The organism is Bradyrhizobium sp. AZCC 1721 (genome assembly GCF_036924715.1).
Taxonomy (GTDB): domain Bacteria; phylum Pseudomonadota; class Alphaproteobacteria; order Rhizobiales; family Xanthobacteraceae; genus Bradyrhizobium.
The window spans coordinates 2,312,541-2,332,752 of record NZ_JAZHSB010000001.1 but is presented as its reverse complement, the minus strand read 5'-3'; the positions used below and the strand labels follow the sequence as shown (position 1 = coordinate 2,332,752).

The 20,212-nt window shown below is 63.0% G+C and carries 16 protein-coding genes; 12 read left to right on the top strand and 4 right to left on the bottom strand.

Annotated features, from left to right (window positions below; genetic code table 11):
• The first annotated feature begins 148 nt into the window (after positions 1-148).
• From V1273_RS11115 to V1273_RS11060, 12 genes are all read left to right on the top strand, one after another.
• Positions 149-1,744 carry an ABC transporter substrate-binding protein gene (locus tag V1273_RS11115; protein WP_334409619.1) on the top strand — a complete coding sequence of 532 codons (1,596 nt, stop codon included), beginning with the start codon at positions 149-151 and terminating at the stop codon, positions 1,742-1,744.
• 104 nt (positions 1,745-1,848) lie between these two features.
• Positions 1,849-2,829: an ABC transporter permease gene (locus V1273_RS11110; RefSeq protein ID WP_028350075.1), complete on the top strand. Its 981-nt coding sequence runs from the start codon at positions 1,849-1,851 to the stop codon at positions 2,827-2,829.
• 11 nt (positions 2,830-2,840) lie between these two features.
• Positions 2,841-3,812: an ABC transporter permease gene (locus tag V1273_RS11105; protein ID WP_334367729.1), complete on the top strand. Its 972-nt coding sequence runs from the start codon at positions 2,841-2,843 to the stop codon at positions 3,810-3,812.
• A complete protein-coding gene (locus V1273_RS11100; protein ID WP_334383074.1) occupies positions 3,809-4,807 on the top strand; it encodes an ABC transporter ATP-binding protein in 999 nt (332 codons plus the stop codon). The genes V1273_RS11105 and V1273_RS11100 overlap by 4 nt, the downstream gene beginning before the upstream one ends.
• Entirely contained in the window at positions 4,804-5,802 is a 999-nt protein-coding gene (locus V1273_RS11095; protein ID WP_334409617.1) for an ABC transporter ATP-binding protein, read from the top strand. The genes V1273_RS11100 and V1273_RS11095 overlap by 4 nt, the downstream gene beginning before the upstream one ends.
• A gap of 202 nt (positions 5,803-6,004) precedes the next feature.
• Complete coding sequence (locus V1273_RS11090; RefSeq protein ID WP_334409616.1) at positions 6,005-7,810, top strand: gamma-glutamyltransferase family protein; 1,806 nt, start codon at positions 6,005-6,007, stop codon at positions 7,808-7,810.
• Between the two features lie 12 nt (positions 7,811-7,822).
• Entirely contained in the window at positions 7,823-8,533 is a 711-nt protein-coding gene (locus V1273_RS11085; RefSeq protein ID WP_334367725.1) for a DUF1028 domain-containing protein, read from the top strand.
• A complete protein-coding gene (locus tag V1273_RS11080) occupies positions 8,530-9,519 on the top strand; it encodes an ABC transporter ATP-binding protein (RefSeq protein ID WP_334367724.1) in 990 nt (329 codons plus the stop codon). Before V1273_RS11085 ends, V1273_RS11080 begins: the two co-directional genes overlap by 4 nt.
• Positions 9,516-10,625 (top strand): ABC transporter ATP-binding protein, encoded by a 1,110-nt coding sequence (locus V1273_RS11075; protein ID WP_334367723.1) that lies wholly within the window; start codon positions 9,516-9,518, stop codon positions 10,623-10,625. Before V1273_RS11080 ends, V1273_RS11075 begins: the two co-directional genes overlap by 4 nt.
• Before the next feature lie 21 nt (positions 10,626-10,646).
• Complete coding sequence (locus tag V1273_RS11070; RefSeq protein WP_334409614.1) at positions 10,647-12,158, top strand: ABC transporter substrate-binding protein; 1,512 nt, start codon at positions 10,647-10,649, stop codon at positions 12,156-12,158.
• Positions 12,159-12,323: 165 nt separating this feature from the next.
• A complete protein-coding gene (locus V1273_RS11065) occupies positions 12,324-13,265 on the top strand; it encodes an ABC transporter permease (RefSeq protein WP_028350083.1) in 942 nt (313 codons plus the stop codon).
• A 4-nt stretch (positions 13,266-13,269) separates the two neighbouring features.
• Positions 13,270-14,157: an ABC transporter permease gene (locus V1273_RS11060; protein ID WP_334383079.1), complete on the top strand. Its 888-nt coding sequence runs from the start codon at positions 13,270-13,272 to the stop codon at positions 14,155-14,157.
• Positions 14,158-14,225: 68 nt separating this feature from the next.
• Here the strand turns inward: V1273_RS11060 and cnbZ are convergent, their stop codons facing one another.
• The 4 genes from cnbZ to V1273_RS11040 form a co-directional block, all read right to left on the bottom strand.
• Positions 14,226-14,969 carry a 2-amino-5-chloromuconate deaminase CnbZ gene (gene cnbZ / locus V1273_RS11055; RefSeq protein WP_334409613.1) on the bottom strand — a complete coding sequence of 248 codons (744 nt, stop codon included), beginning with the start codon at positions 14,967-14,969 and terminating at the stop codon, positions 14,226-14,228.
• 123 nt (positions 14,970-15,092) lie between these two features.
• Positions 15,093-18,188, bottom strand: a complete 3,096-nt coding sequence (locus V1273_RS11050) for a MexW/MexI family multidrug efflux RND transporter permease subunit (RefSeq protein ID WP_334409612.1) — start codon at positions 18,186-18,188, stop codon at positions 15,093-15,095.
• Between the two features lie 119 nt (positions 18,189-18,307).
• Complete coding sequence (locus V1273_RS11045) at positions 18,308-19,501, bottom strand: efflux RND transporter periplasmic adaptor subunit (protein WP_334367718.1); 1,194 nt, start codon at positions 19,499-19,501, stop codon at positions 18,308-18,310.
• Position 19,502: 1 nt separating this feature from the next.
• Positions 19,503-20,204, bottom strand: a complete 702-nt coding sequence (locus V1273_RS11040) for a TetR/AcrR family transcriptional regulator (protein WP_334367717.1) — start codon at positions 20,202-20,204, stop codon at positions 19,503-19,505.
• Positions 20,205-20,212 lie beyond the last annotated feature (8 nt).

Below are 20,212 nucleotides of genomic sequence, written 5' to 3'. Positions count from 1 at the left end.
GACTTGAGGTGAGACTAGTCATTGCCGCACCGCCGCGCAAACCGGCACGCAGTGCGGGATAATGAAGCTTGCGCGGTGGCTGGACTCTGGCAACATGGCTCGGCAATATCCGGCGGAAATTGCTGATCAAAATCGGGGAAATCGACAAATGTCGGTACGTCAGACTTTGCTTGCAGCGGCCACGGCTTCCATCCTTGCCGTGGCAATGGCGCCGGCATCGGCTCAGAGCCTGCGCTATGCCAATCAGGGTGACCTCAAGTCGCTCGACCCCTATACACTGAACGAAACCACCACCCACGCCCATCTCGGCCACGCCTATGAGGGTCTGATCGCTCGCGACAAGGACCTGAAAATCGTCCCTGCCCTGGCGGAAAGCTGGGAAACCCCAGAACCGACCCGTTGGCGCTTTCATCTACGCAAGGGCGTCAAATTCCACAACGGCGACCCCTTCACTGCCGACGATGTCGTTTTCTCGGCAGAGCGCGTTCGTGCCAAGGGCTCGAACCTTCCCACCCGCATTCCGTCCGATGCCAAGGTCGTCAAGGTCGACGACTACACCGTGGATTTCATCCTGACCTCGCCAAATCCCATTCTGCATTCGCAATGGGATACCTGGTACATCATGGACAAGAAATGGGCCGAGGCGAACAACTCGATCGCCCCGACTCCAGTGGCGGCAACTTCGCCGAGTTTTGCCTCGCTTAACGCTAATGGCACCGGTCCCTTCATCATCGAGAGCCATCAGCCCGGGGTGAAAACGGTGTTCAAGCCAAATCCGAACTGGTGGCGCGAGCCCGAGCACAATCTGAAAGAGATCGTCTTCACGCCGATCGGCTCCGCCGCCACGCGCGTGGCCGCCCTGCTGTCGGGCGAAGTCGACGTCATCGAGCCGGTTCCGATCCAGGATATCACACGCGTGGATTCCAGCCCCAACGCCCAGGTGCTGAAGGGACCGGAACTTCGCACCATCTTTCTCGGCATGGACACGGTTCGCGATGAATTGCTGTATTCCAACATCAAGGGCAAGAACCCCTTCAAGGACGTTCGCGTTCGCCAGGCCTTCTACAAGGCAATCGATGTCGAGCTGATCAAGACCCGCGTGATGCGCGGCCTTTCCACGCCATCGGCGCTGATGATCGCACCGCAATTATTTGCGCTGTCAAAGGATTTCACGCGGCCGAAAGCCGATCCGGATGGGGCCAAGAAGCTGCTGGCGGAGGCTGGCTACCCCGACGGTTTCGAAGTCAGCCTGGACTGCCCCAACGACCGTTACGTCAATGACGCCCCGATCTGCCAGGCGGTAGTCAGCATGCTGGCCCGGATCGGCGTCAAGGTTGACCTCCTCGCGCAACCCAAGGCGCAGTACTTCGCCAAGGTTCTGAAGGCGGGCGGCTATCAGACGTCGTTCTTTCTGTTGGGCTGGACTCCCGGAACTCTCGATTCCCATAACGTGCTCTACGACGTTATCGGCTGTCGCGACGATCCCAAGAGTTCGCGCGGAGAGAACAATCTCAGCGGGTATTGCAACAAGGAAATCGACGCCCTCACCGACAAGATATTGCAGGAAGCCGACACCACCAAGCGCGATCAGTTGATCAAGAGCGCTTACCAGATCCTCGACAAGGATTTCGGTTATATCCCGCTGCATCAGCAGGCGCTGGCCTGGGGTGTGTCGAAAAAGGTGAAGCTGACGCAGCGCGCCGACAATCAGGTTCTGCTGTACTGGGCGACCAAACAGGACTAGTCGGGCGTCAAACGAGGTCCCGGCGGCTTGGTGCTTCCGGGACCTTTCGTTTCCAGGCGACAGCGACGTCCGCCGCCGCACCAAGAGAGCAGTGAAAGGAATACATGCTCGCTTTCACTCTTCGCCGCGCAATCCAGGCCATCGGCGTCATGATCGCAGTCGGCGTGATCGCGTTCTCGATGTTCCGTTTCGCCGGCGATCCCGTCAACCAGATCGTCTCATTGGATACGCCGGCCGCCGAACGCGAGGCGGTGCGCAAGTCGCTCGGGCTCGACGATCCCGTGCCGGTGCAGTTCGCACGCTATTTCGCCAATGCCGCGCAATTCAAGTTCGGGGTCTCCTATCAGTTCCGCCAGCCGGTTTCGAACCTGTTGATGGAACGAATGCCGGCGACGCTGGAGCTGGCCGCCTGCGCCACCGTTCTCGCCATGGTGTTCGGCATCCTGATGGGGGTCTATTCGGCGCTGCGGCGCGATACGATTCTGACAAAATTCTTCCAGGCGGTGTCGCTGATCGGAATCTCGCTGCCGACCTTCCTGATCGGCATCCTTCTCATCTATCTGTTTTCGGTGACGCTGGGCTGGCTGCCTTCATTCGGCCGCGGCGAAGTGGTGCGGATCGGCTGGTGGACCACCGGCCTGCTCACGCTTTCCGGCCTGAAGGCGCTGATCATGCCTTCGATTACGCTGGGCCTGTTTCAGATGACCTTGATCATGCGGCTGGTGCGCGCTGAAATGCTCGAAGTGCTCCGCACCGACTACATCCGCTTCGCCCGCGCCCGCGGCCTGACCACGCGCGCGATCCATTTCGGCCACGCGCTGAAGAACACGCTGGTTCCCGTCATCACCGTCGCCGGGCTGCAGTTTGGCTCGGTAATTGCATTTGCCATCATCACCGAAACCGTCTTCCAGTGGCCGGGTATGGGATTGTTGTTCGTGCAGGCCGTGCAAAATGTCGATATCCCGATCATGGCCGCCTACCTGCTGATGGTGTCGCTGATTTTCGTTACCATCAATCTGGTGGTCGATATCCTCTACACCGTCGTCGATCCGCGCCTGCGCTCGACCATCCGCCGTCCGGCATAAGCGAGACTGATATGTCTGACGCCGTAGTACCACACCGAATAGAGTCGAGCCCGCAGCGGGCACGCTCGAACGCGAGCTGGCTGAAGCGCGTGCTCGACAGCGACATCTTTTACTCGTTCCGCCGCTCCCGGATGACGATGGTGGCGGCGGCGGTAACGGTCCTGTTCTTCCTGCTGGCGATCTTTGCATCGCAACTCGCCGTGCAAAACCCGTTCGATCCGGCGCAACTGCAGTTGATGAATTCGCGGATCTCGCCGCTGTGGACCGCCGAGGGCCAAAGTCCGTTCCTGCTCGGCACCGACGAACAGGGCCGCGACGTGTTTTCTGCGATCCTTTACGGCTTGCGGATTTCGCTCGTCGTCGGCGTGCTCGGCGTCATCTTCGCCGGCACGCTCGGCATTACGCTTGGCCTCATTGCAGGCTATGTCGGTGGCGCGGTCGACGGGCTGATCATGCGAATCGCCGACGTGCAGCTCACCTTCCCGGCCATCCTGATCGCGCTGTTGGTCAACGGCGTCGCCAAATCGGTGTTCAATAACCGGCTCGACGCCGTGAGCACGCTGGCAGTCTTGGTGGTTGCGATCGGCCTCAGTTTCTGGGTGCAATACGCCCGCACCGTGCGCGGCTCGGTCATGGTCGAGAAGAACAAGGACTATGTCGCAGCCGCGCAACTGATCGGCCTTCCCGCGCCGAAGATCATGCTGCGCCACGTGCTGCCCAACACCATGGGTCCGATCCTGGTGATTGCAACCATCAACCTCGCGCTTGCCATCATCACCGAGGCGACGCTGTCGTTCCTGGGCGCCGGCATGCCCGACACCATGCCCTCGCTCGGCACCCTGATCCGGATCGGCAACAACTATCTGTTTGCCGGCGAATGGTGGATCGTCGCGTTCCCCGGCATCGCGCTGGCGGGGCTGATCCTTTCCATCAACCTGCTCGGCGACTGGCTGCGCGACGCGCTCAATCCAAAGCTCCGATGACCGTTCCCGTCCTCTCCGTGCGTGACCTCGAGGTGGAATTCCTCACCCGCCGCAGCACGCTGCGCGCGATCAACGGCGTTTCTTTCGACATCGCCAAGGGCGAAGTGCTCGGCGTGGTCGGCGAATCCGGCGCCGGGAAATCGGTCACGGGACTAGCCGTGATCGGACTGATCGATCCTCCCGGCCGCATTTCGGGCGGCGAGATCTATCTGTCGGGAACGCGGATCGATCACCTGCCGCCGGAAGAAATCCGCCGTATCCGGGGCAAACGGATCGGGATGATCTTTCAGGATCCGCTGACAAGCCTCAATCCGCTCTACCGGATCGGCGACCAGATCGTCGAGACTATCCGAACCCACTTGAACCTGTCGGAGACCGCTGCGCGCAAGCGCGCCATCGATCTCCTGGCCGAGGTCGGCATCCCCGCGCCGGACAAACGCATCGACGCCTATCCGCACGAATTCTCCGGCGGCATGCGCCAGCGCGTCGTGATTGCGCTGGCGATCTGCGCCGAGCCGGAACTGATCATCGCCGACGAACCGACCACCGCGCTCGACGTCTCCGTGCAGGCGCAGATCATCTCGCTGATCAAGCGCCTCGGGCGCGACCATGGCACGGCGGTGATGCTGGTCACCCACGATATGGGCGTGATCGCCGAGACTTCCGACCGGGTCGCGGTGATGTATTCGGGCCGGATCGCCGAGATCGGCCCGGTGCAGGATGTGGTGCAGAACCCGCTGCACCCCTATGCCAAGGGCCTGATGGGCGCGATCCCGACGCTCGCGGGCGAAGACAAGCGGCTGGTGCAAATACCGGGCTCGATGCCGCGGCTGTCGGCGATCCCGCCGGGCTGCTCGTTCAATCCGCGTTGCGCATTTGCATTCGACCGTTGCCGCGTCGATCGGCCGGAGCCGCTCAAGCACGGTTCGCACGCCGTGGCCTGCCATCTCTTCGACACCGCGCCCCATGAAGCGGCGAAGGAGACCGTGGCATGAGCCCGCCCTTTGTCGATGTGAGGAATTTGCGCCGCGTGTTCGACGTCTCGAAGCCGTGGCTCAACCGCGTGCTGGAAGGCGGCCGTCCGGAATTCCTGAAAGCCGTCGATGGCGTGACGTTCGACATCAGGAAGGGCGAGACTTTTGCTCTCGTCGGGGAATCCGGCTCGGGCAAGACCACCGTGGCGCGGATGGTCGTGGGACTTCTGCCGCCGACTTCGGGCGAAGTCATCATCGACGGCGTCTCGATGACGAATGCCAGACAGGCGCAGGCAAGGCAGCGGCTGCGCCGCCGCATCCAGATGATTTTTCAGGACCCCTACGCGAGCCTCAATCCCCGCTTCCGGGTCGATGCGATCGTCTCCGAGCCGATCCGCGCCTTCGACCTGATCCAGGGCGAGCGCGATATTCAGTTTCGCGTCGGCGAATTGTTGAATCTCGTGGGCCTGCATCCTGATGACGGCCTGAAATATCCACATGAATTCTCCGGCGGCCAGCGCCAGCGCATCGCGATTGCGCGCGCGCTGGCGTCAGATGCCGAGTTTATTGTTTGCGACGAGCCGACCTCGGCGCTCGACGTCTCCGTGCAGGCGCAGATCCTCAATCTGATGCGCGACCTGCAGGACAAATTCGGCCTGACCTATCTCCTCATCAGCCATAACCTCGCCGTGGTCCGCCACATGGCGACGCGCATCGGCGTGATGTATCTCGGTCGTATTGTTGAAATCGCCGAGGGCCGCGAATTGTTCGCCAATCCGCGGATGCCCTACACCAAAATGCTGCTCGGCGCGGTTCCTGATCTCGCGATGTCCGGCCGGCAGCGGATTCCGGTCAAGGGCGAGATCCCGAATCCGATCGATCCGCCGCCCGGCTGCGCCTTCAACCCGCGTTGTCCGCTCGCCTTCGATCTGTGCCGGCGGCAAACGCCCGAGCTGATCAACGGGGTTGCCTGCCACGCCGTCAACCAACCGGTTGAGGCTGCCGCCGCGGTATGATCACGGAGATGGGTGCAATGCGTGGCATCCCAGCGGTTGGCATCCAGCCTCGCCTGTGATCAAGTGCGCGCACTAGAGCATGCTTCAACTGAGTTGAAGCATGCTCGTAGATCATCTTCTTGTTTGAGCATGATCTTTTCGGAAAACCGGTGTCCACTTTTCCGGATCATGCTCTAGGTTACCAGCACGGCATTGGATTCCCATGAGCAACATCAATCCCGATCCGTTCACCACAAGGCCGGAAATCGAAGGCACCTTTGGCGTCGTCACGTCGACCCACTGGATCGCGACCGCCGTCGGGATGAGCATCCTGGAAAAGGGCGGCAACGCATTCGATGCCGGCGTTGCCACGGCCTTCACGCTGCAGGTGGTGGAGCCGCACCTGAACGGCCCGGGCGGCGACGTGCCGATCATCGTGCATGACACCAGGCGCGGCCGCACCGAGGTGATCTGCGGCCAGGGTCCGGCGCCTGCAAAGGCAACCATTGCGCACTACAAGAGCGAAGGTCTGGAGATGGTGCCCGGCACCGGGCTCCTCGCGGCGTGCGTGCCCGGCACGTTCGAATCCTGGATGCTGCTCTTGCGCGATTACGGCACGATGCGGCTGCGCGATGTGCTGGAGCCCGCGATCGCCTACGCCCGCGACGGCTACCCGCTGGTCGAGCGCGCTTCCGCCACGATCCAGGTCGTCGAGCAGTTGTTCAGGAAGCACTGGACGACATCGGCGGCGGTCTACCTGCCGAACAATGAAGTGCCAAGACCCGGCACGCTGTTCACCAACAAGCAGCTCTCCGAAACCTACGCCCGCATCCTCAAAGAGGCGGAAAGCGCAGGCGGTGATCGCGTCGCACAGATCGAGCGCGCGCGAAAGTCCTGGTCGCAGGGTTTTGTGGCGGAAGCAATCGACAAGTTCTGCCGCACCCAGGACGTGATGGACGTCAGCGGCTTACCGCATCGCGGCGTGCTAAGCGCCGACGACATGGCACGCTGGCAGCCGACCGTCGAGGCGCCGCTCACTTACGACTATGGCCGCTACACCGTCTGCAAGGCCGGCGTCTGGAGCCAGGGCCCGGTGATGCTGCAGCAACTCGCGCTGCTGAAGGGATTTGAGCTCGACGGGCTCGATCCGGCCGGGCCCGACTTCATCCATCTGCAGATCGAATGCGCGAAACTCGCCTTCGCCGATCGCGAGAAGTTTTATGGCGACCCGAAATTTACCGACATCCCGATCGCGATGCTGTTGTCGGATGCCTACAATGACGAGCGCCGCAAGCTGATCTCTGGGGATAAGGCCTCGCTCGACTTCATCCCGGGCTCGGTCGAAGGTTTCGGCTCGGTCGTCAAGATGCGCCGTGCGGAAGGCCATCGCGAGGCGGTCGGTGCCATGGGCGCGGGTGAGCCGACCGTCGGCCGGTTCGGCGAGGTGCGCGGCGATACCGTGCATTTCGACATCATCGACCAGGCCGGCAACATGGTCTCGGCGACGCCGTCCGGCGGCTGGCTGCAATCCTCGCCGGTCATTCCCGAACTCGGCTTCTGCCTCGGCAGTCGCGCGCAGATGTTCTGGCTGGAGGAAGATCACCCGGCAGCGCTTGCGCCCGGCAAACGGCCGCGCACCACGCTCTCACCCACCATGTGCTATCGCGACGGTGAGCCCTACATGGCCTGGGGATCCCCCGGCGGCGACCAGCAGGATCAATGGACCACGCAGTTCTTCCTGCGGCATGTCCACGCCAAGCTGAACCTACAGGAAGCCATCGATGCGCCGGCCTGGCATTCCGAACATTTTCCGATTTCGTTCTGGCCGCGTACCGCGCGGCCCGGCGTGCTCGTACTCGAAAGCCGCGTACCGAACGCGACTGTCGACACATTGAAGAGCCGCGGACATGTGGTCGAGATCGGTCCCGAATGGTCGGAAGGCCGCCTCACCGCGGCCTCCAAGGTCGGTCGTCGTCGCCGCGCCGCCGCCAATCCGAGGGGCATGCAGGGCTACGCGGCGGGCCGGTAGAGGCGACTTGAGATGACTTGGTCGATCATTGCCCGTGATTCCTCAACCGGCCAGATCGGCATCGCCGTCGCGACCCGATTTTTTGCGGTCGGCGCGCGCGTGCCGCATATCGCGCCCGGCATCGGCGGCATCGCGACGCAGGCGCTGGTCAATCCCTATTACGGCATCGACGGCGTGAAGCTATTGCGCGAAGGCCGCAGCCCCCGCGAGGTGGTGGACATTCTGCTCGTTACCGACGATGGATACGAGGCCCGCCAACTTCATGTCATGGATATCAAGGGCCGCATCGCAGCGCATACCGGCCGCGAATGCATCGACTGGTGTGGGCATATCCAGGGTGACGGCTTCTCCCTCGCCGGCAACATGCTGGCGGGCGCGGCCGTGCTCGATGACACGGCGAAAGCCTTTGTCGCCAATGCCAGTCTGCCGTTTGCGCAGCGGCTGATCTTAGCGATGAAGGCCGGCGAAGCCGCCGGCGGCGACAAGCGCGGCAAGCAATCGGCGGCGCTGTTGATCCACGGCGAGGAAGAATGGTCAGATCTAGACCTGCGTGTCGACGACCATACCGATCCGTTGGCCGAACTCGAACGACTGGAACAAGTGAGCCGCGAACGCTGGGTGCATTTCCGTCCCTTCCTGCCGACGCGCAAAAATCCGGCGGGGATCACCGACCGCATGGTCATCGATGCCCGCATCGAAGCGGCCACGGCGGGCAAGGCATGACGGCAAACCCGTTGATCGAAATCGAGGGCCTGCGCGTGGTCTTCCACGGCGATGATGGCCGCACCACGCACGCGGTCGACGGTGTCGATCTCAGCGTGGCCAATGGCGCGACGCTTGGCCTCGTCGGCGAATCCGGCTGCGGCAAGAGCGTGACCTCGCTCGCCGTCATGGGATTATTGCCAAGGCGTTCCGCTGAGGTGTCGGGTTCGATCCGTTTCGACGGTTTTGATCTCCTCGACATTCCCGACGATACGCTGCGCGATCTGCGCGGCAATCGGCTCGCGATGATCTTTCAGGAGCCGATGACTTCGCTCAATCCGAGCTTCACCATCGGCGATCAGATCATCGAGACCATCCTTCGCCATCGCGGCGGGTCGCGGCGGCAGGCGCGCGAGCGCGCGATCGAGCTGTTGCGCCGGGTGCACATCCCCTCGCCTGAGAGACGTGTCGACGAATATCCGCACAAGCTGTCGGGCGGCATGCGCCAGCGTGTGATGATCGCGATGGCGTTGGCCTGCGACCCGCGCCTCTTGATCGCCGACGAGCCGACCACCGCGCTCGACGTCACGCTGCAGGCGCAGATCCTCGATCTGATGCGCGAGCTGAAGGCCGCCAGCGGCGCCGCGATCATTCTGATCACCCACGATCTCGGCGTGGTCGCCGAAGTCTGCGACGAAGTCGCGGTGATGTATGCCGGCGAGATCGTCGAACGCGCGCCGGTCGACGAACTCTTTGCCAGCCCGCAGCATCCCTACACCGTCGGCCTGCTCGGCTCGATCCCGCGGCTCGGCCGCCGTACCCAGCACCTGGCGACGATCGAAGGCATGGTGCCGAACATGGCGAACCCGCCCGCCGGCTGCCGCTTCGCCGCGCGCTGTCCCTTCGTGCTCGACGCCTGCATCGCCGCACCGCCGCCGCTTGCGACGGTAAGCCCCGACCACGCCTCGCGCTGCATCCGCGCGCCGCTGGAGCGGCTGGTATCATGACCGCGCTGCTCGAAGTCGAAGGCCTGGTAAGGCATTTCGTCGCCACGCGGTCGGTTTTCGGCCGGCCCACGGCCTACGTAAAGGCAGTCGACGGCGTCAGCTTCACGGTCGAGGCCGGCAAGACGCTGGCGCTGGTCGGCGAGTCCGGTTGCGGCAAGTCCACCGTCAGCCGGCTGGTGCTGCGGCTGATCGAGCCGGATGCGGGCAACGTTCGCTTCGAGGGCCGCGACCTCGGCGCGCTCGGCGCCAACGAATTGCGCGCCTTCCGCCGCGATGCGCAGATCATTTTCCAGGATCCCTATGCGTCGCTCAATCCGCGCATGACGGTGAGCCAGATTCTGAGCGAGCCGCTGGCACTGCACGATCTGGTGCCGGCCCCGCGCCGTCGCGAACGCGTCGAGGAGCTGTTGCGCCTAGTCGGGCTCGAGCCGCGCTTTGCCCGGCGCTACCCGCACGAATTTTCCGGCGGCCAGCGCCAGCGCATCGCGATTGCGCGGGCGCTGGCGGTAGAGCCGAAACTGATCATCTGCGACGAGCCGGTCTCCGCGCTCGACGTCTCGATCCGCTCGCAAATTCTCAATCTGCTGCGCGACCTGCAGGACCGGCTCGGCCTCGCTTACATCTTCGTCTCCCACGATCTGGCGGTCGTGAAGCACATCGCCGACCGCGTCGCCGTGATGAATCTCGGCGGTATCGTCGAGACGGCGGACGCCGAAGCGCTGTTCGCCGCGCCCCGGCATCCCTATAGCCGTGCGCTACTGTCGGCCATTCCCGTACCCAAACCGCAGGCCCGGCGCGGCCGCATCGTGCTGGAAGGCGAGATGCCGAGCGCGCTCAATCCGCCTTCCGGCTGCCGCTTTCATACCCGCTGCCCTTACGTCATCGAGCGCTGCCGCACCGAAATTCCGCCCCTGCTCGCCGACGGCACGGGACACGCGACGGCGTGTCACCGCACCGCCGAATTGCCGTCACCCGGGGCCATCGTTCCCGCCGATGGCGGATTTTCGCCGGTGCTGGAAAAGTTGGTCGCGGCCTTCAGCGGTGGCACGGAAGGTGCAGGCCGCGTCGGGGTTGATGTATCAAGGACACGGCCAAATGCGGTGTAATCGAGGATAAGGGATGGCAGCATGATAATCTTTCGTTTGGCAGTCACCGCGGCGGCGCTGCTGCTGTCGCTTCCGGCAACAGTTCAGGCCCAGACCACCCTGCGGATCGGGCTCGCCGAGGATCCCGATATCCTCGACCCGACCATGGCCCGCACCTATGTCGGCCGCATCGTATTCGCATCATTCTGCGACAAGCTGTTCGACATCGACGACAAGCTCAACATCGTGCCGCAGCTCGCGCTGAGTCACGAGACCTCGGCCGACGGCAAGGAAGTCACCGTCAAGCTCCGGCCAGGCGTCAAGTTTCACGATGGCGAGGCCTTCAATGCGGAGGCCGCAAAATTTTCGCTGGAGCGCCACCTGACGATGCAGGGCTCGTTCCGCAAACCGGAACTGGCAGCCGTCGATCATATCGACGTCGTCGATCCCCTCACCATCAAGCTGGCATTGAAGGCGCCCTATTCCCCTCTGGTCGCGCAGCTTACCGATCGCGCCGGGATGATGGTGTCGCCGAAGGCGGCCAAAGAGGCCGGCGACAAATTCGGCCTGCGTCCGGTTTGCGCCGGTCCCTACAAATTCGTCGAGCGCGTGCAGCAGGACCGCATGGTGTTCGAGAAATTCGCCGACTATTGGAACAAAGACAGTGTCCATATCGACCGTATCGTCTATCTGCCGCTGGTGGACGCGACCGTCCGCCTGGCCAATTTGAAATCCGGCGGGCTCGACCTGATCGAACGCGTGCTCGCGACGGACCTCAAGGAAGTGCAGGCGGACTCGAAGCTGAAATTGTCCAGCGCAATCGAGCTCGGCTATCAGGGCGTGACGCTGAACGTCGGCAAGGACAAAGCCAAGGGGCCGCTCAGCCAGTCCGCCAAGGTGCGGCAGGCGCTTGACCTCTCGCTCGACCGCGACGCGATCAGCCAGGTGGTATCCAACGGCGAGTTCAAGCCTGGAAATCAGTGGATCAACCCGGATCATCCCTATTACCAGAAGGCCTTTCCGATACCGAAGCGCGACGTCGTCAAGGCCAAGGCGCTGTTGAAGGAAGCCGGCGTCACGCCACCTGTCAGCGTGGACTTCATGGTCTCAAAGGGCGCGGAAACCGAAGCGGCGGCTCAGGTGATCCAGTCGATGGCGGCGGAAGCCGGCTTCGACATGAAGCTCAGGGTCACCGAGTTCGCGACTTCGTTGAAGCAGGCCGAGGCCGGAGAATACCAGGCCTTTCTCCTGGCCTGGAGCGGTCGGATCGACCCGGACGGCAACTCCTATGTCTTCCAGAAGAGCGACGCGCCGCAGAACTACAGCGGCTGGTCCAACAAGGAGGCCGACAAGGCACTCGATGACGGCCGCCTCGTCACCGATCAGGCGCAGCGCAAGGCGATTTACGAAAAGCTGGCCAAGATCGTGCTGGAGGAGAAGCCGCTGCTCTACATCTACCACCGCCGCATCCTGATCGCGCATACGACGAAGCTCGAAGGCTACAAGCAGATGCCGGACGGGCTGGTGCGGGTGGTCGGGCTGAAGCTGAAGTGAGGCGCGCCTACACGCTCTCGTGTCCCGGACGCGGTGCAGCGCGGCAGCGCTGCTCCGCAGAGCCGGGACACCCATCGATCCGACGCTCCCGATCTCAACGAGGTGGGTCCCGGTTCTGCAGCGCAGCGTTGCACGCTGCGCTGCGCCCGGGACACGAATAATACCATGCTGAACTTCCTCGCGCGGCGTATCGTCCAGCTCATCCCGACGCTGTTCTTCGTCTCGATCCTGATCTTCTCGCTGCAGCAATTGCTGCCGGGCGATCCGGCGCTGGTGATGGCCGGCGAGGAACGCGATCCTGATGTGATCGCGCAGATCCGCGAGCAGTACCGGCTCGATCAGCCGGTGCCGGTGCAATACGTCTACTGGGTCAAGGGCGTGCTGTCGGGCGATTTCGGCGAGTCGCTTCGCAACAAGGTGCCGGTGCGCGAATTGATCGCTCAGAAGCTGCCGGTGACGATGCAGCTTGCGTCGATGGCGATCGTGATCGCTTTCCTGATCGGCATTCCGGCCGGAATCATATCGGCGGTGAAGAAAGGCACGGCCTGGGACTATGGCGCCAATTTCTTTGCGCTATGGGGGATCTCGACGCCGAATTTCTGGCTCGGCATCATGCTGATCTTCCTGTTCTCGATCCAGCTCGGCTGGCTGCCGGCGTCGGGCTATGTACCGCTGACCGAAAACTGGCGCGCCAGCATCGCCTCCACCATCATGCCGGCCTTCGTGCTCGGCAACGCGATTGCCGCGATCCTGATGCGGCATACCCGCAGCGCCATGCTGCAGGTGCTGGAAAGCGATTATGTCCGCACCGCCCGCGCCAAGGGGCTTCTCGAGCGCTCGGTCATTCTCAAGCACGCCATGCGCAACGCGCTGACGCCGGTGATCACGCTTGGCGCGCTCGAGCTGGGCACGCTGTTGTCGGGCGCGGTATTGACGGAGCAGATTTTCTCGATTCCCGGTTTCGGCAAGCTGATCGTCGACGCGGTCTTCAACCGCGACTATGCGGTCGTGCAAGGCGTCGTGCTGACGACGGCGACGATCTACATCACGCTCAATCTCATTGCCGATATCGCCTATGTCCTCGTCAATCCGCGGCTGAGGGCTTAAAGCCATGGCCGACACCACGCTCAATGCATTACCGATTGCTGTTTCCGACGACCTGGAGAGCCCGGCGCGGCGCGCGCTGCGCCGGCTCTTCAAGCGCAAGGGCGCGGTGGCCGGGCTTGTCGTGATCGCAACCTTCATGTCGCTCGCCGTGTTTGCGCCGCTAATCTCGCCCTATGAGCCGATCGCGACAAGCTGGTCGCTGGTGCGCAAGCCGCCTTCCGCGCTGCACTGGTTCGGCACCGACGAACTCGGCCGCGACATTCTCGCCCGCGTGATCTACGGCGCGCGGGCCTCGCTTCTGGCCGGCGCCATATCGGTCGGGATCGCGTTGTCGATCGGCGTGCCGCTCGGCCTCCTGTCTGGCTATCGCGGCGGCTTCATCGACGCGCTGATCAGCCGCATCACGGATGCGATGCTGGCCTGCCCGTTCCTGATCCTGGCGATTGCGCTCGCGGCATTCTTGGGGCCCAGCCTCGGCAACGCCATGATCGCGATCGGCATCTCGGCAACGCCGATCTTCGTGCGGCTGACCCGCGGCCAGGTGATGAGCGTCAAGGTCGAGGATTATGTCGAGGCCGCGCGCGCCATGGGCAATCCGCGCTGGCGCATCGCGCTGTTTCACATCCTCCCTAACATCATGCCGGCGCTATTGGTGCAGGCGACGCTGTCGATAGCGGCTGCCATCATCGCGGAAGCCGCGCTGTCGTTCCTCGGCCTCGGCCAGCAGCCGCCCGCGCCGTCCTGGGGCAGCATGCTGAATGCCGCGCAGCGCTTCCTGACCAATGCGCCGTGGATGGCGGTCTGGCCGGGACTGGCGATCTTTCTCGTGGTGCTGTCGTTCAACCTGGTCGGCGATGGTTTGCGCGACGCGCTCGATCCGAGGGAGCGGTAGTTGAGACCCTCATGGGTGAGGAGCGCGCTCGCGCGCGTCTCGAACCATGAGGCCCGCCGGTCGCCTCTCTAGATCACGATCTCCCGCAGCACCCTTCGGCAATCCATCTCATATTCCAGATCAATCACCGGCGGCCGGGCAAAATGCCAGGTCAAACCCGAACGCGCGGCGCCGCGGCGAACCAGTGCATCCGCAAAGACGTGGTGGAAATCGTGGATGGTGTAGGTCTGCACGTCAGTCGCGTCTTTCCAGCCGAACCCGAACTCGCCCATGCGCCGCTCCATCACGCCGGCGACGTAGCGGACCTTGTCCGCAATACCCTCGGGACTGACATCGCGGTAACGCACGGTGCGTTCGGCGTAGCTCGCATTGCCCTCCTGCGACTCGCCGCTGCCCGCGATCACGAAGCTCGGCGCCGTGCTTTGGCTCGGCCGCGTGAATGAAAAGGCGTGGAATGACGGTTCGGCCGGCGGATCGATCTCCGGGCAGACATTGCTGCGCGCCACCGGATTGATCGTGCCGTCATAGACGCCCCATTCGCTGAGCGTCTTGACGTAGTGCAGGTTGAAATTGCGGAACCCCTCGTCGGTGAATGCCGCCGGCGACCGCAGCTCGCAGGCGCAGAACGACGTCAGCGGCCTGCCCGCCGCCTCGATGTACCTTGCGATCCGCGCAAAGCCTTCGGCCAGCGGCAGCCATTTGTCGAACCGCACCCGCTCGATCTCAAATCCGGGATTGGCTGCGACACCGCCCGAATACTGGAACACGGCGGGAATGAAGCGGTAATTTCCAGCGGGAAAGTCGCTCGTCATGTTGGCTCCCTGTTTTTTCTATCTTTTAGCATGGAGACACACCGACGTCGCATCTCCCGGCATGAAAAAGCGGCGGCAACGACTTCCCGCTGCCGCCGCTTGCTATTCTGCGGTTACAAAGGCTCAGGTCGGCTTGAGCGCCGGCCTCCCAAGATCGAAATCCGCGATCTCCTTGGTCCGCTTGGAGCCGATCTTGGCCTGGTGATCGGTGGCCAACCAGACATAGACCGCCGGCAGCACGAACAGCGTGAACAGCGTGCCGATCGACATGCCGGCCACCACCACGAGGCCGATCGAGAACCGGCTGGCAGCGCCTGCGCCCGTGGCGGTCAGCAACGGGATCAGACCCGTGACCATCGCCGCCGTCGTCATCAGGATCGGTCGCAGCCGGATGCGGGCAGCCATTTCGATCGCCGAACGCTTGTCGAGGCCTTCCTTGAGCTGCAGTTCGTTGGCGAACTCCACCATCAGAATGCCGTGCTTGGTGATCAGGCCGACCAGCGTCAGCAATCCGACCTGGGTGTAGATGTTGATGGTCGCCACACCGAAGAACAGCGGGATCAGCGCACCAACGATCGCCATGGGAACGCTGATCATGATCACCAGCGGATCGCGCAGGCTTTCGAACTGCGCCGCCAGCACCAGGAAGATGATGATCAGCGCGAAGCCGAAGGTGATCGCGAGTTGATTGCCTTCCTGCACATATTGCCGGGAGTCGGCCAGATAATCGTGGCCAAAACCGGCAGGCATCTTCTTCGCTTCGCCCTCCAGGAAATCCACCGCCTGCCCGACCGTCACGCCCGGCATCGGCACCGCGGAGAACGTCGCTGAATTGAGCTGGTTGTAATGCGTCAGCGCATTCGGATCGGTGGCGGTTTCGATCGACACGATGGTCGACAGCGGCACTAGCTGCCCGGTGTTGGTCGGGACGTAGTAACCGCCAAGCGATTCCGGCGACAGCCGCTTGTCACGCGACACCTGCGGGATCACCTGGTATGAGCGTCCCTCGAGGTTGAAGCGGTTGACGTAATTGCCGCCCAGCAGCGTCTGCAAGGTAGCGCCAACCTGCGACATGTTGATGCCGAGGTCGCTCGCCTTGGAGCGGTCGATCGAGACGCGAACTACCGGCTGATTGAATTCGAGGTCGCTGTCGGAGACGATGAACATACCGCTCTTGCGTGCGGCATCCTTCAGCTTCGCCATCTGGTCATAGACGGCCTGGAAGCCGGCGGTCGAATTGATCACCATCTGTATCGGCAGGCCACCCGGTCCGCCCGGCAACGGCGGCAGGTTGAACGCAAACGCCTGAACGCCTTCGATCTTGCTGATCTCGGCCTGCACCAGCGGCTTCAGCGCGATCGAGGATCGCTCACGCTCGTCCCACGGCTTGAGCAGCATGCCGGCAATGCCGCCCTGCGGGCCGTTGATGCCGTTGAGGACGAAGCGCAGGTCCGTTTCCGGAAACTTGGCGAAAGCCTTGTCGAGCTTGTCGCCGTAGAAGTCGACATAATCGATGTTGGCGTATTTCGGCGCCTTGGTCACCGAGAACACGATGCCCTGGTCCTCCTCGGGCGCGAGCTCCTTGGAGGTGTTCATGTAGAGGAAACCGACCAGACCCAGGATCGTCAGCGCGAACAGGCCGGTGATCGGGCGATAGTCGAGCGAGCGGTCGAGCTGGCGGCCGTACCAGCGTGTCATTGAGCCGAACACCCTGTTGACCAGCCTCGAGAACCGCCCCTCGTCCGCGCTCTTCAGGAGGACCGAGCACATCATCGGCGACAGCGTCAACGCGATCACGCCCGACACGATCACCGAGCCCGCCAGCGTGAAGGCGAATTCGCGGAACAGCGAACCGGTCAGGCCGCCGAGGAAGCCGATCGGCGCGTACACGGCGGCAAGCGTAATCGTCATGGAGATCACGGGGCCGACGATTTCGCGCGCGCCCTGCAGCGACGCCTGCACTGGCGTCTTTCCTTCCTCCAGATGGCGATGGATGTTCTCCACCACCACGATGGCGTCGTCGACCACGAGCCCGATCGCCAGCACCATTGCCAGCAGCGTCAGAAGATTGAAGCTGAATCCCATCATCAGCATCAGGCTGCAGACGCCGATCAGCGACAGCGGAATCGTCACCACGGGAATGATGACCGAGCGGAATGAGGCCAGGAACAGGAAGATCACGACCACCACGATCAGCACGGCCTCGATCAGCGTGTTCTTCACCTCGTCGATTGACGACTGAATAAACTTGGTGGAATCGTAGGCCACTTTCATTTTCATCGACGGCGGCAGGTTGCGTTCGATCTCCGGCATCAACGCGCGCACGCCCTTGACCAGCGTCAGCGGGTTGCCTTGCGGGGTCGCCTGCACGCCGATGAAGATCGCGCGCTCGCCGCTGAACGCGACGCTTGCGTCCGAGCTTTGCGCCGCAAGCTCGACGGTTGCGATGTCCTCGATCCGCACGAAGCCGCCGTCCTTGGACTTGACGATCATCTTCTTGAACTGCTCGAGGTTCCGCAGGTCGGTATTAGTCTGGACGTTCGAGACGATAAAATAGCCCTTGGACTGGCCGGCTGCTGCCTGGAAGTTGTTGGCGGCGATCGCCGCGGAAACGTCGCTCGGCGACACGCCGCGGCCCGCCATTCGCACCGGATCGAGCCACAGCCGCATCGCAAAGGTCTGGCCGCCGAGGATGTCGGCGGATGCGACGCCGTCGACCGTCGACAGCACCGGCTGCACCACGCGTGTCAGATAGTCTGAAATCGCCGACCCCGAGAGTTCTTCGCTGGAGAAGCCCAGATACATCACGGCCGTGGTCTGGCCGGTCGTCTTGGTTATGACCGGGTCGTTCGATTCCTTCGGGATCAGGTATTTGACCGAGTTCACCTTGGCGAGAACCTCGGTCAGCGCCTGGTTCGGATCGAAATTCAGCTTGATGTAGACCTGAATCGTGCTGGTGCCCTGCACCGACGAGGAAGTGATGTAGTCGACGCCCTCGGCGGAAGCGACCGCCTGCTCGATCGGCGTGGTGATGAAGCCTTGAATCAGGTTAGCCGACGCGCCCGGATATGAGGTGGTGATGTTGACCACCGTGTTCGACAGCTTCGGATATTGCCGGATCGGCAATACGCTGGCGGCGCGCAGACCTATCAGGAGGATCAGCAGGCTGACGACGACCGAAAGAACCGGGCGCTTGATGAAAATATCGGTGAAGACCATCGTAAAATATCCCGCTGAATTCAGCATTTCCGTGGGGCGGTCGAGCCATAAGACCGCCGCCCATCTTTCTTTCGCCGCGGCTCCTCAAGGGAGCCGCACCATTTATCAGTAGCGCGTTATCAGTAGCGCGGCGGCTTCGCCGGAATCGCCGGCACCGGATCGTTCGAAATCGTCACGGCGGCTCCGGACTGCAGCTTGAGCTGGCCCACCGCCACGACGCGGTCGCCCTCCTTCAAGCCCTTCAGGACTTCGGCGCGGCCCTCAAGGCGCTTTCCGGTCTGCACGAAGGTGCGCGTCGCGATCAGGCTGGTCTTGCCGTCCTCCTCCTTCTTTTCACTGAGGAGGTAGACCGAGTCGCCATAGAGCGTGTAGTCGACCGCGGTTTCGGGCACGGTGACGACCGGCGGCTTGTCCGGCAGCACCACGGTGGTGGTCGCGAACATGCCGGGCTTGAGGATCTTGTCCGGATTCTGGATCGTCGCCTGCACGCGAATGTTGCGCGTGTCCGCCGCGATCTGCGGCTCGATGGTGGTGATCTTGCCCTCGAAGGTGCGGCCCGGATAGGCGTCGACCGCGATCCGAACGATCTGGCCGACCTTGAGCTGGCCGGAGTCCTTTTCCGTCACGGTGAAGTTCGCATACAGCATCGACAGATCGGTCAGCGAGACGATCTGCGTACCCGCCGTCAGATATTGTCCGACTTCGACCCTGCGCACGCCGAGTTCGCCATCGAAAGGCGCCCGCACCAGCTTCTGCGAAATGATCGCTTCGGTCCTGGCGATGCCGGCGCTGGCCTGATCGAACACAGCCTGGGCGTTATCCACCGTCGCCTGTGGTCCGACCTGACGCTCGGCCAACTGCTTGGCGCGATCGAGCGAGAGCTGCGCCAACCGCTGCTGCGCCTTGTAGTTGGCGAGATCCGCCTGCTCGGGACCGTCGAACAACTGCACCAGCGGCGTGCCCTCCTTCACGCTGGCGCCCGCCGTAAACTGGATATCGGTGATGCGGCCGTTGACGTCGGAGGTCACGTTGACCTGGTGCACGGCAGCGAGATCGCCGACCGCGGTCAGAAGATTCGGAATCGTTTCGGACTTCGCCGTGGCGATGTTGACGCTGGTCGGCGGCGGCTTCATGGTCGCGAAGAACTGCGCGATCATCTTGCCGCGGAAGTAGTTGAACCAGACCAGGCCACCAACCAGCAAGGCCAGCAGCGTTCCAACGATGATGAGCCACCGCACCATGCGGACCGGCCGCTTGTGCGGCTTTTCCGTTATCGGCTTGCCCGAAATCTTGTGTTCGGTCACGATATTCATGTCATGCACTTTCTGCAGTTACCGATTGTCCCGAATTCGGTGACAGCTCGCCGTCCAGATGAGAAGCAATTGCGGCTTCGGTAAGTCCGATGCCGCGCAGGATGAATTGACACAACTGCCGCTCCAGGTCGGCGGCGTTGCCGTAAGAAAGACAGGGCACGGGCGGAAGCCTCGTCAGCGCCGCCATCAGCACGGTGTGGTGCGCGAACCAGAACAGGTTGAGCGGATCGCTGCCGATCCGCGCCGCGTCGCCGGCCGTTACAGCGCGCTCGATCGACGCGGTGAACACCGGCCCGATCAGGCCGGCGACCTTGTCATAGAGCAAACGCGCGAACTCGCCGTCATCGAGATGGCTGGTCGTCATCAGCCGCAGCCGCTGCGCTTCCTCCTGATCCGAGCCGTCCGACACCTCCATGAAATGGCCAACCATGCCCTTGACCAGCTCAACCAGTGTGGCAGTCGAAGGCTGCTGGCCGAGCAGGTGCGCGAAATCCGGATCGGCCTCGCACTCCTCGGCGAGGATTTCGGCATAGAGCGCGGCCTTGGACGGGAAATGCTTGAACAACAGCCCTTCCGAAATGGCTGCAGCCGCCGCCACGCTCTTGGTGGTGGTGCCGGCAAAGCCGTGACGGGCAAAGCACCGCTTGGCGGCGCTCAAGATCAATTGCCGCCGCAAGTCACTGGTCATGCGCAGGGTAGACATGGGGGCGT

Excerpts from the sequence above, each read along its gene's own strand:
- V1273_RS11075 (WP_334367723.1), top strand. The coding sequence starts at position 9,516 with ATGACCGCGCTGCTCGAAGTCGAAGGCCTGGTAAGGCATTTCGTCGCC.
- V1273_RS11105 (WP_334367729.1), top strand. The coding sequence starts at position 2,841 with ATGTCTGACGCCGTAGTACCACACCGAATAGAGTCGAGCCCGCAGCGG.
- V1273_RS11085 (WP_334367725.1), top strand. The coding sequence starts at position 7,823 with ATGACTTGGTCGATCATTGCCCGTGATTCCTCAACCGGCCAGATCGGC.
- V1273_RS11095 (WP_334409617.1), top strand. The coding sequence starts at position 4,804 with ATGAGCCCGCCCTTTGTCGATGTGAGGAATTTGCGCCGCGTGTTCGAC.
- cnbZ (WP_334409613.1), bottom strand. The coding sequence starts at position 14,969 with ATGACGAGCGACTTTCCCGCTGGAAATTACCGCTTCATTCCCGCCGTG.
- V1273_RS11040 (WP_334367717.1), bottom strand. The coding sequence starts at position 20,204 with ATGTCTACCCTGCGCATGACCAGTGACTTGCGGCGGCAATTGATCTTG.
- V1273_RS11050 (WP_334409612.1), bottom strand. The coding sequence starts at position 18,188 with ATGGTCTTCACCGATATTTTCATCAAGCGCCCGGTTCTTTCGGTCGTC.
- V1273_RS11115 (WP_334409619.1), top strand. The coding sequence starts at position 149 with ATGTCGGTACGTCAGACTTTGCTTGCAGCGGCCACGGCTTCCATCCTT.
- V1273_RS11070 (WP_334409614.1), top strand. The coding sequence starts at position 10,647 with ATGATAATCTTTCGTTTGGCAGTCACCGCGGCGGCGCTGCTGCTGTCG.
- V1273_RS11080 (WP_334367724.1), top strand. The coding sequence starts at position 8,530 with ATGACGGCAAACCCGTTGATCGAAATCGAGGGCCTGCGCGTGGTCTTC.
- V1273_RS11045 (WP_334367718.1), bottom strand. The coding sequence starts at position 19,501 with ATGAATATCGTGACCGAACACAAGATTTCGGGCAAGCCGATAACGGAA.
- V1273_RS11110 (WP_028350075.1), top strand. The coding sequence starts at position 1,849 with ATGCTCGCTTTCACTCTTCGCCGCGCAATCCAGGCCATCGGCGTCATG.
- V1273_RS11060 (WP_334383079.1), top strand. The coding sequence starts at position 13,270 with ATGGCCGACACCACGCTCAATGCATTACCGATTGCTGTTTCCGACGAC.
- V1273_RS11100 (WP_334383074.1), top strand. The coding sequence starts at position 3,809 with ATGACCGTTCCCGTCCTCTCCGTGCGTGACCTCGAGGTGGAATTCCTC.
- V1273_RS11065 (WP_028350083.1), top strand. The coding sequence starts at position 12,324 with ATGCTGAACTTCCTCGCGCGGCGTATCGTCCAGCTCATCCCGACGCTG.
- V1273_RS11090 (WP_334409616.1), top strand. The coding sequence starts at position 6,005 with ATGAGCAACATCAATCCCGATCCGTTCACCACAAGGCCGGAAATCGAA.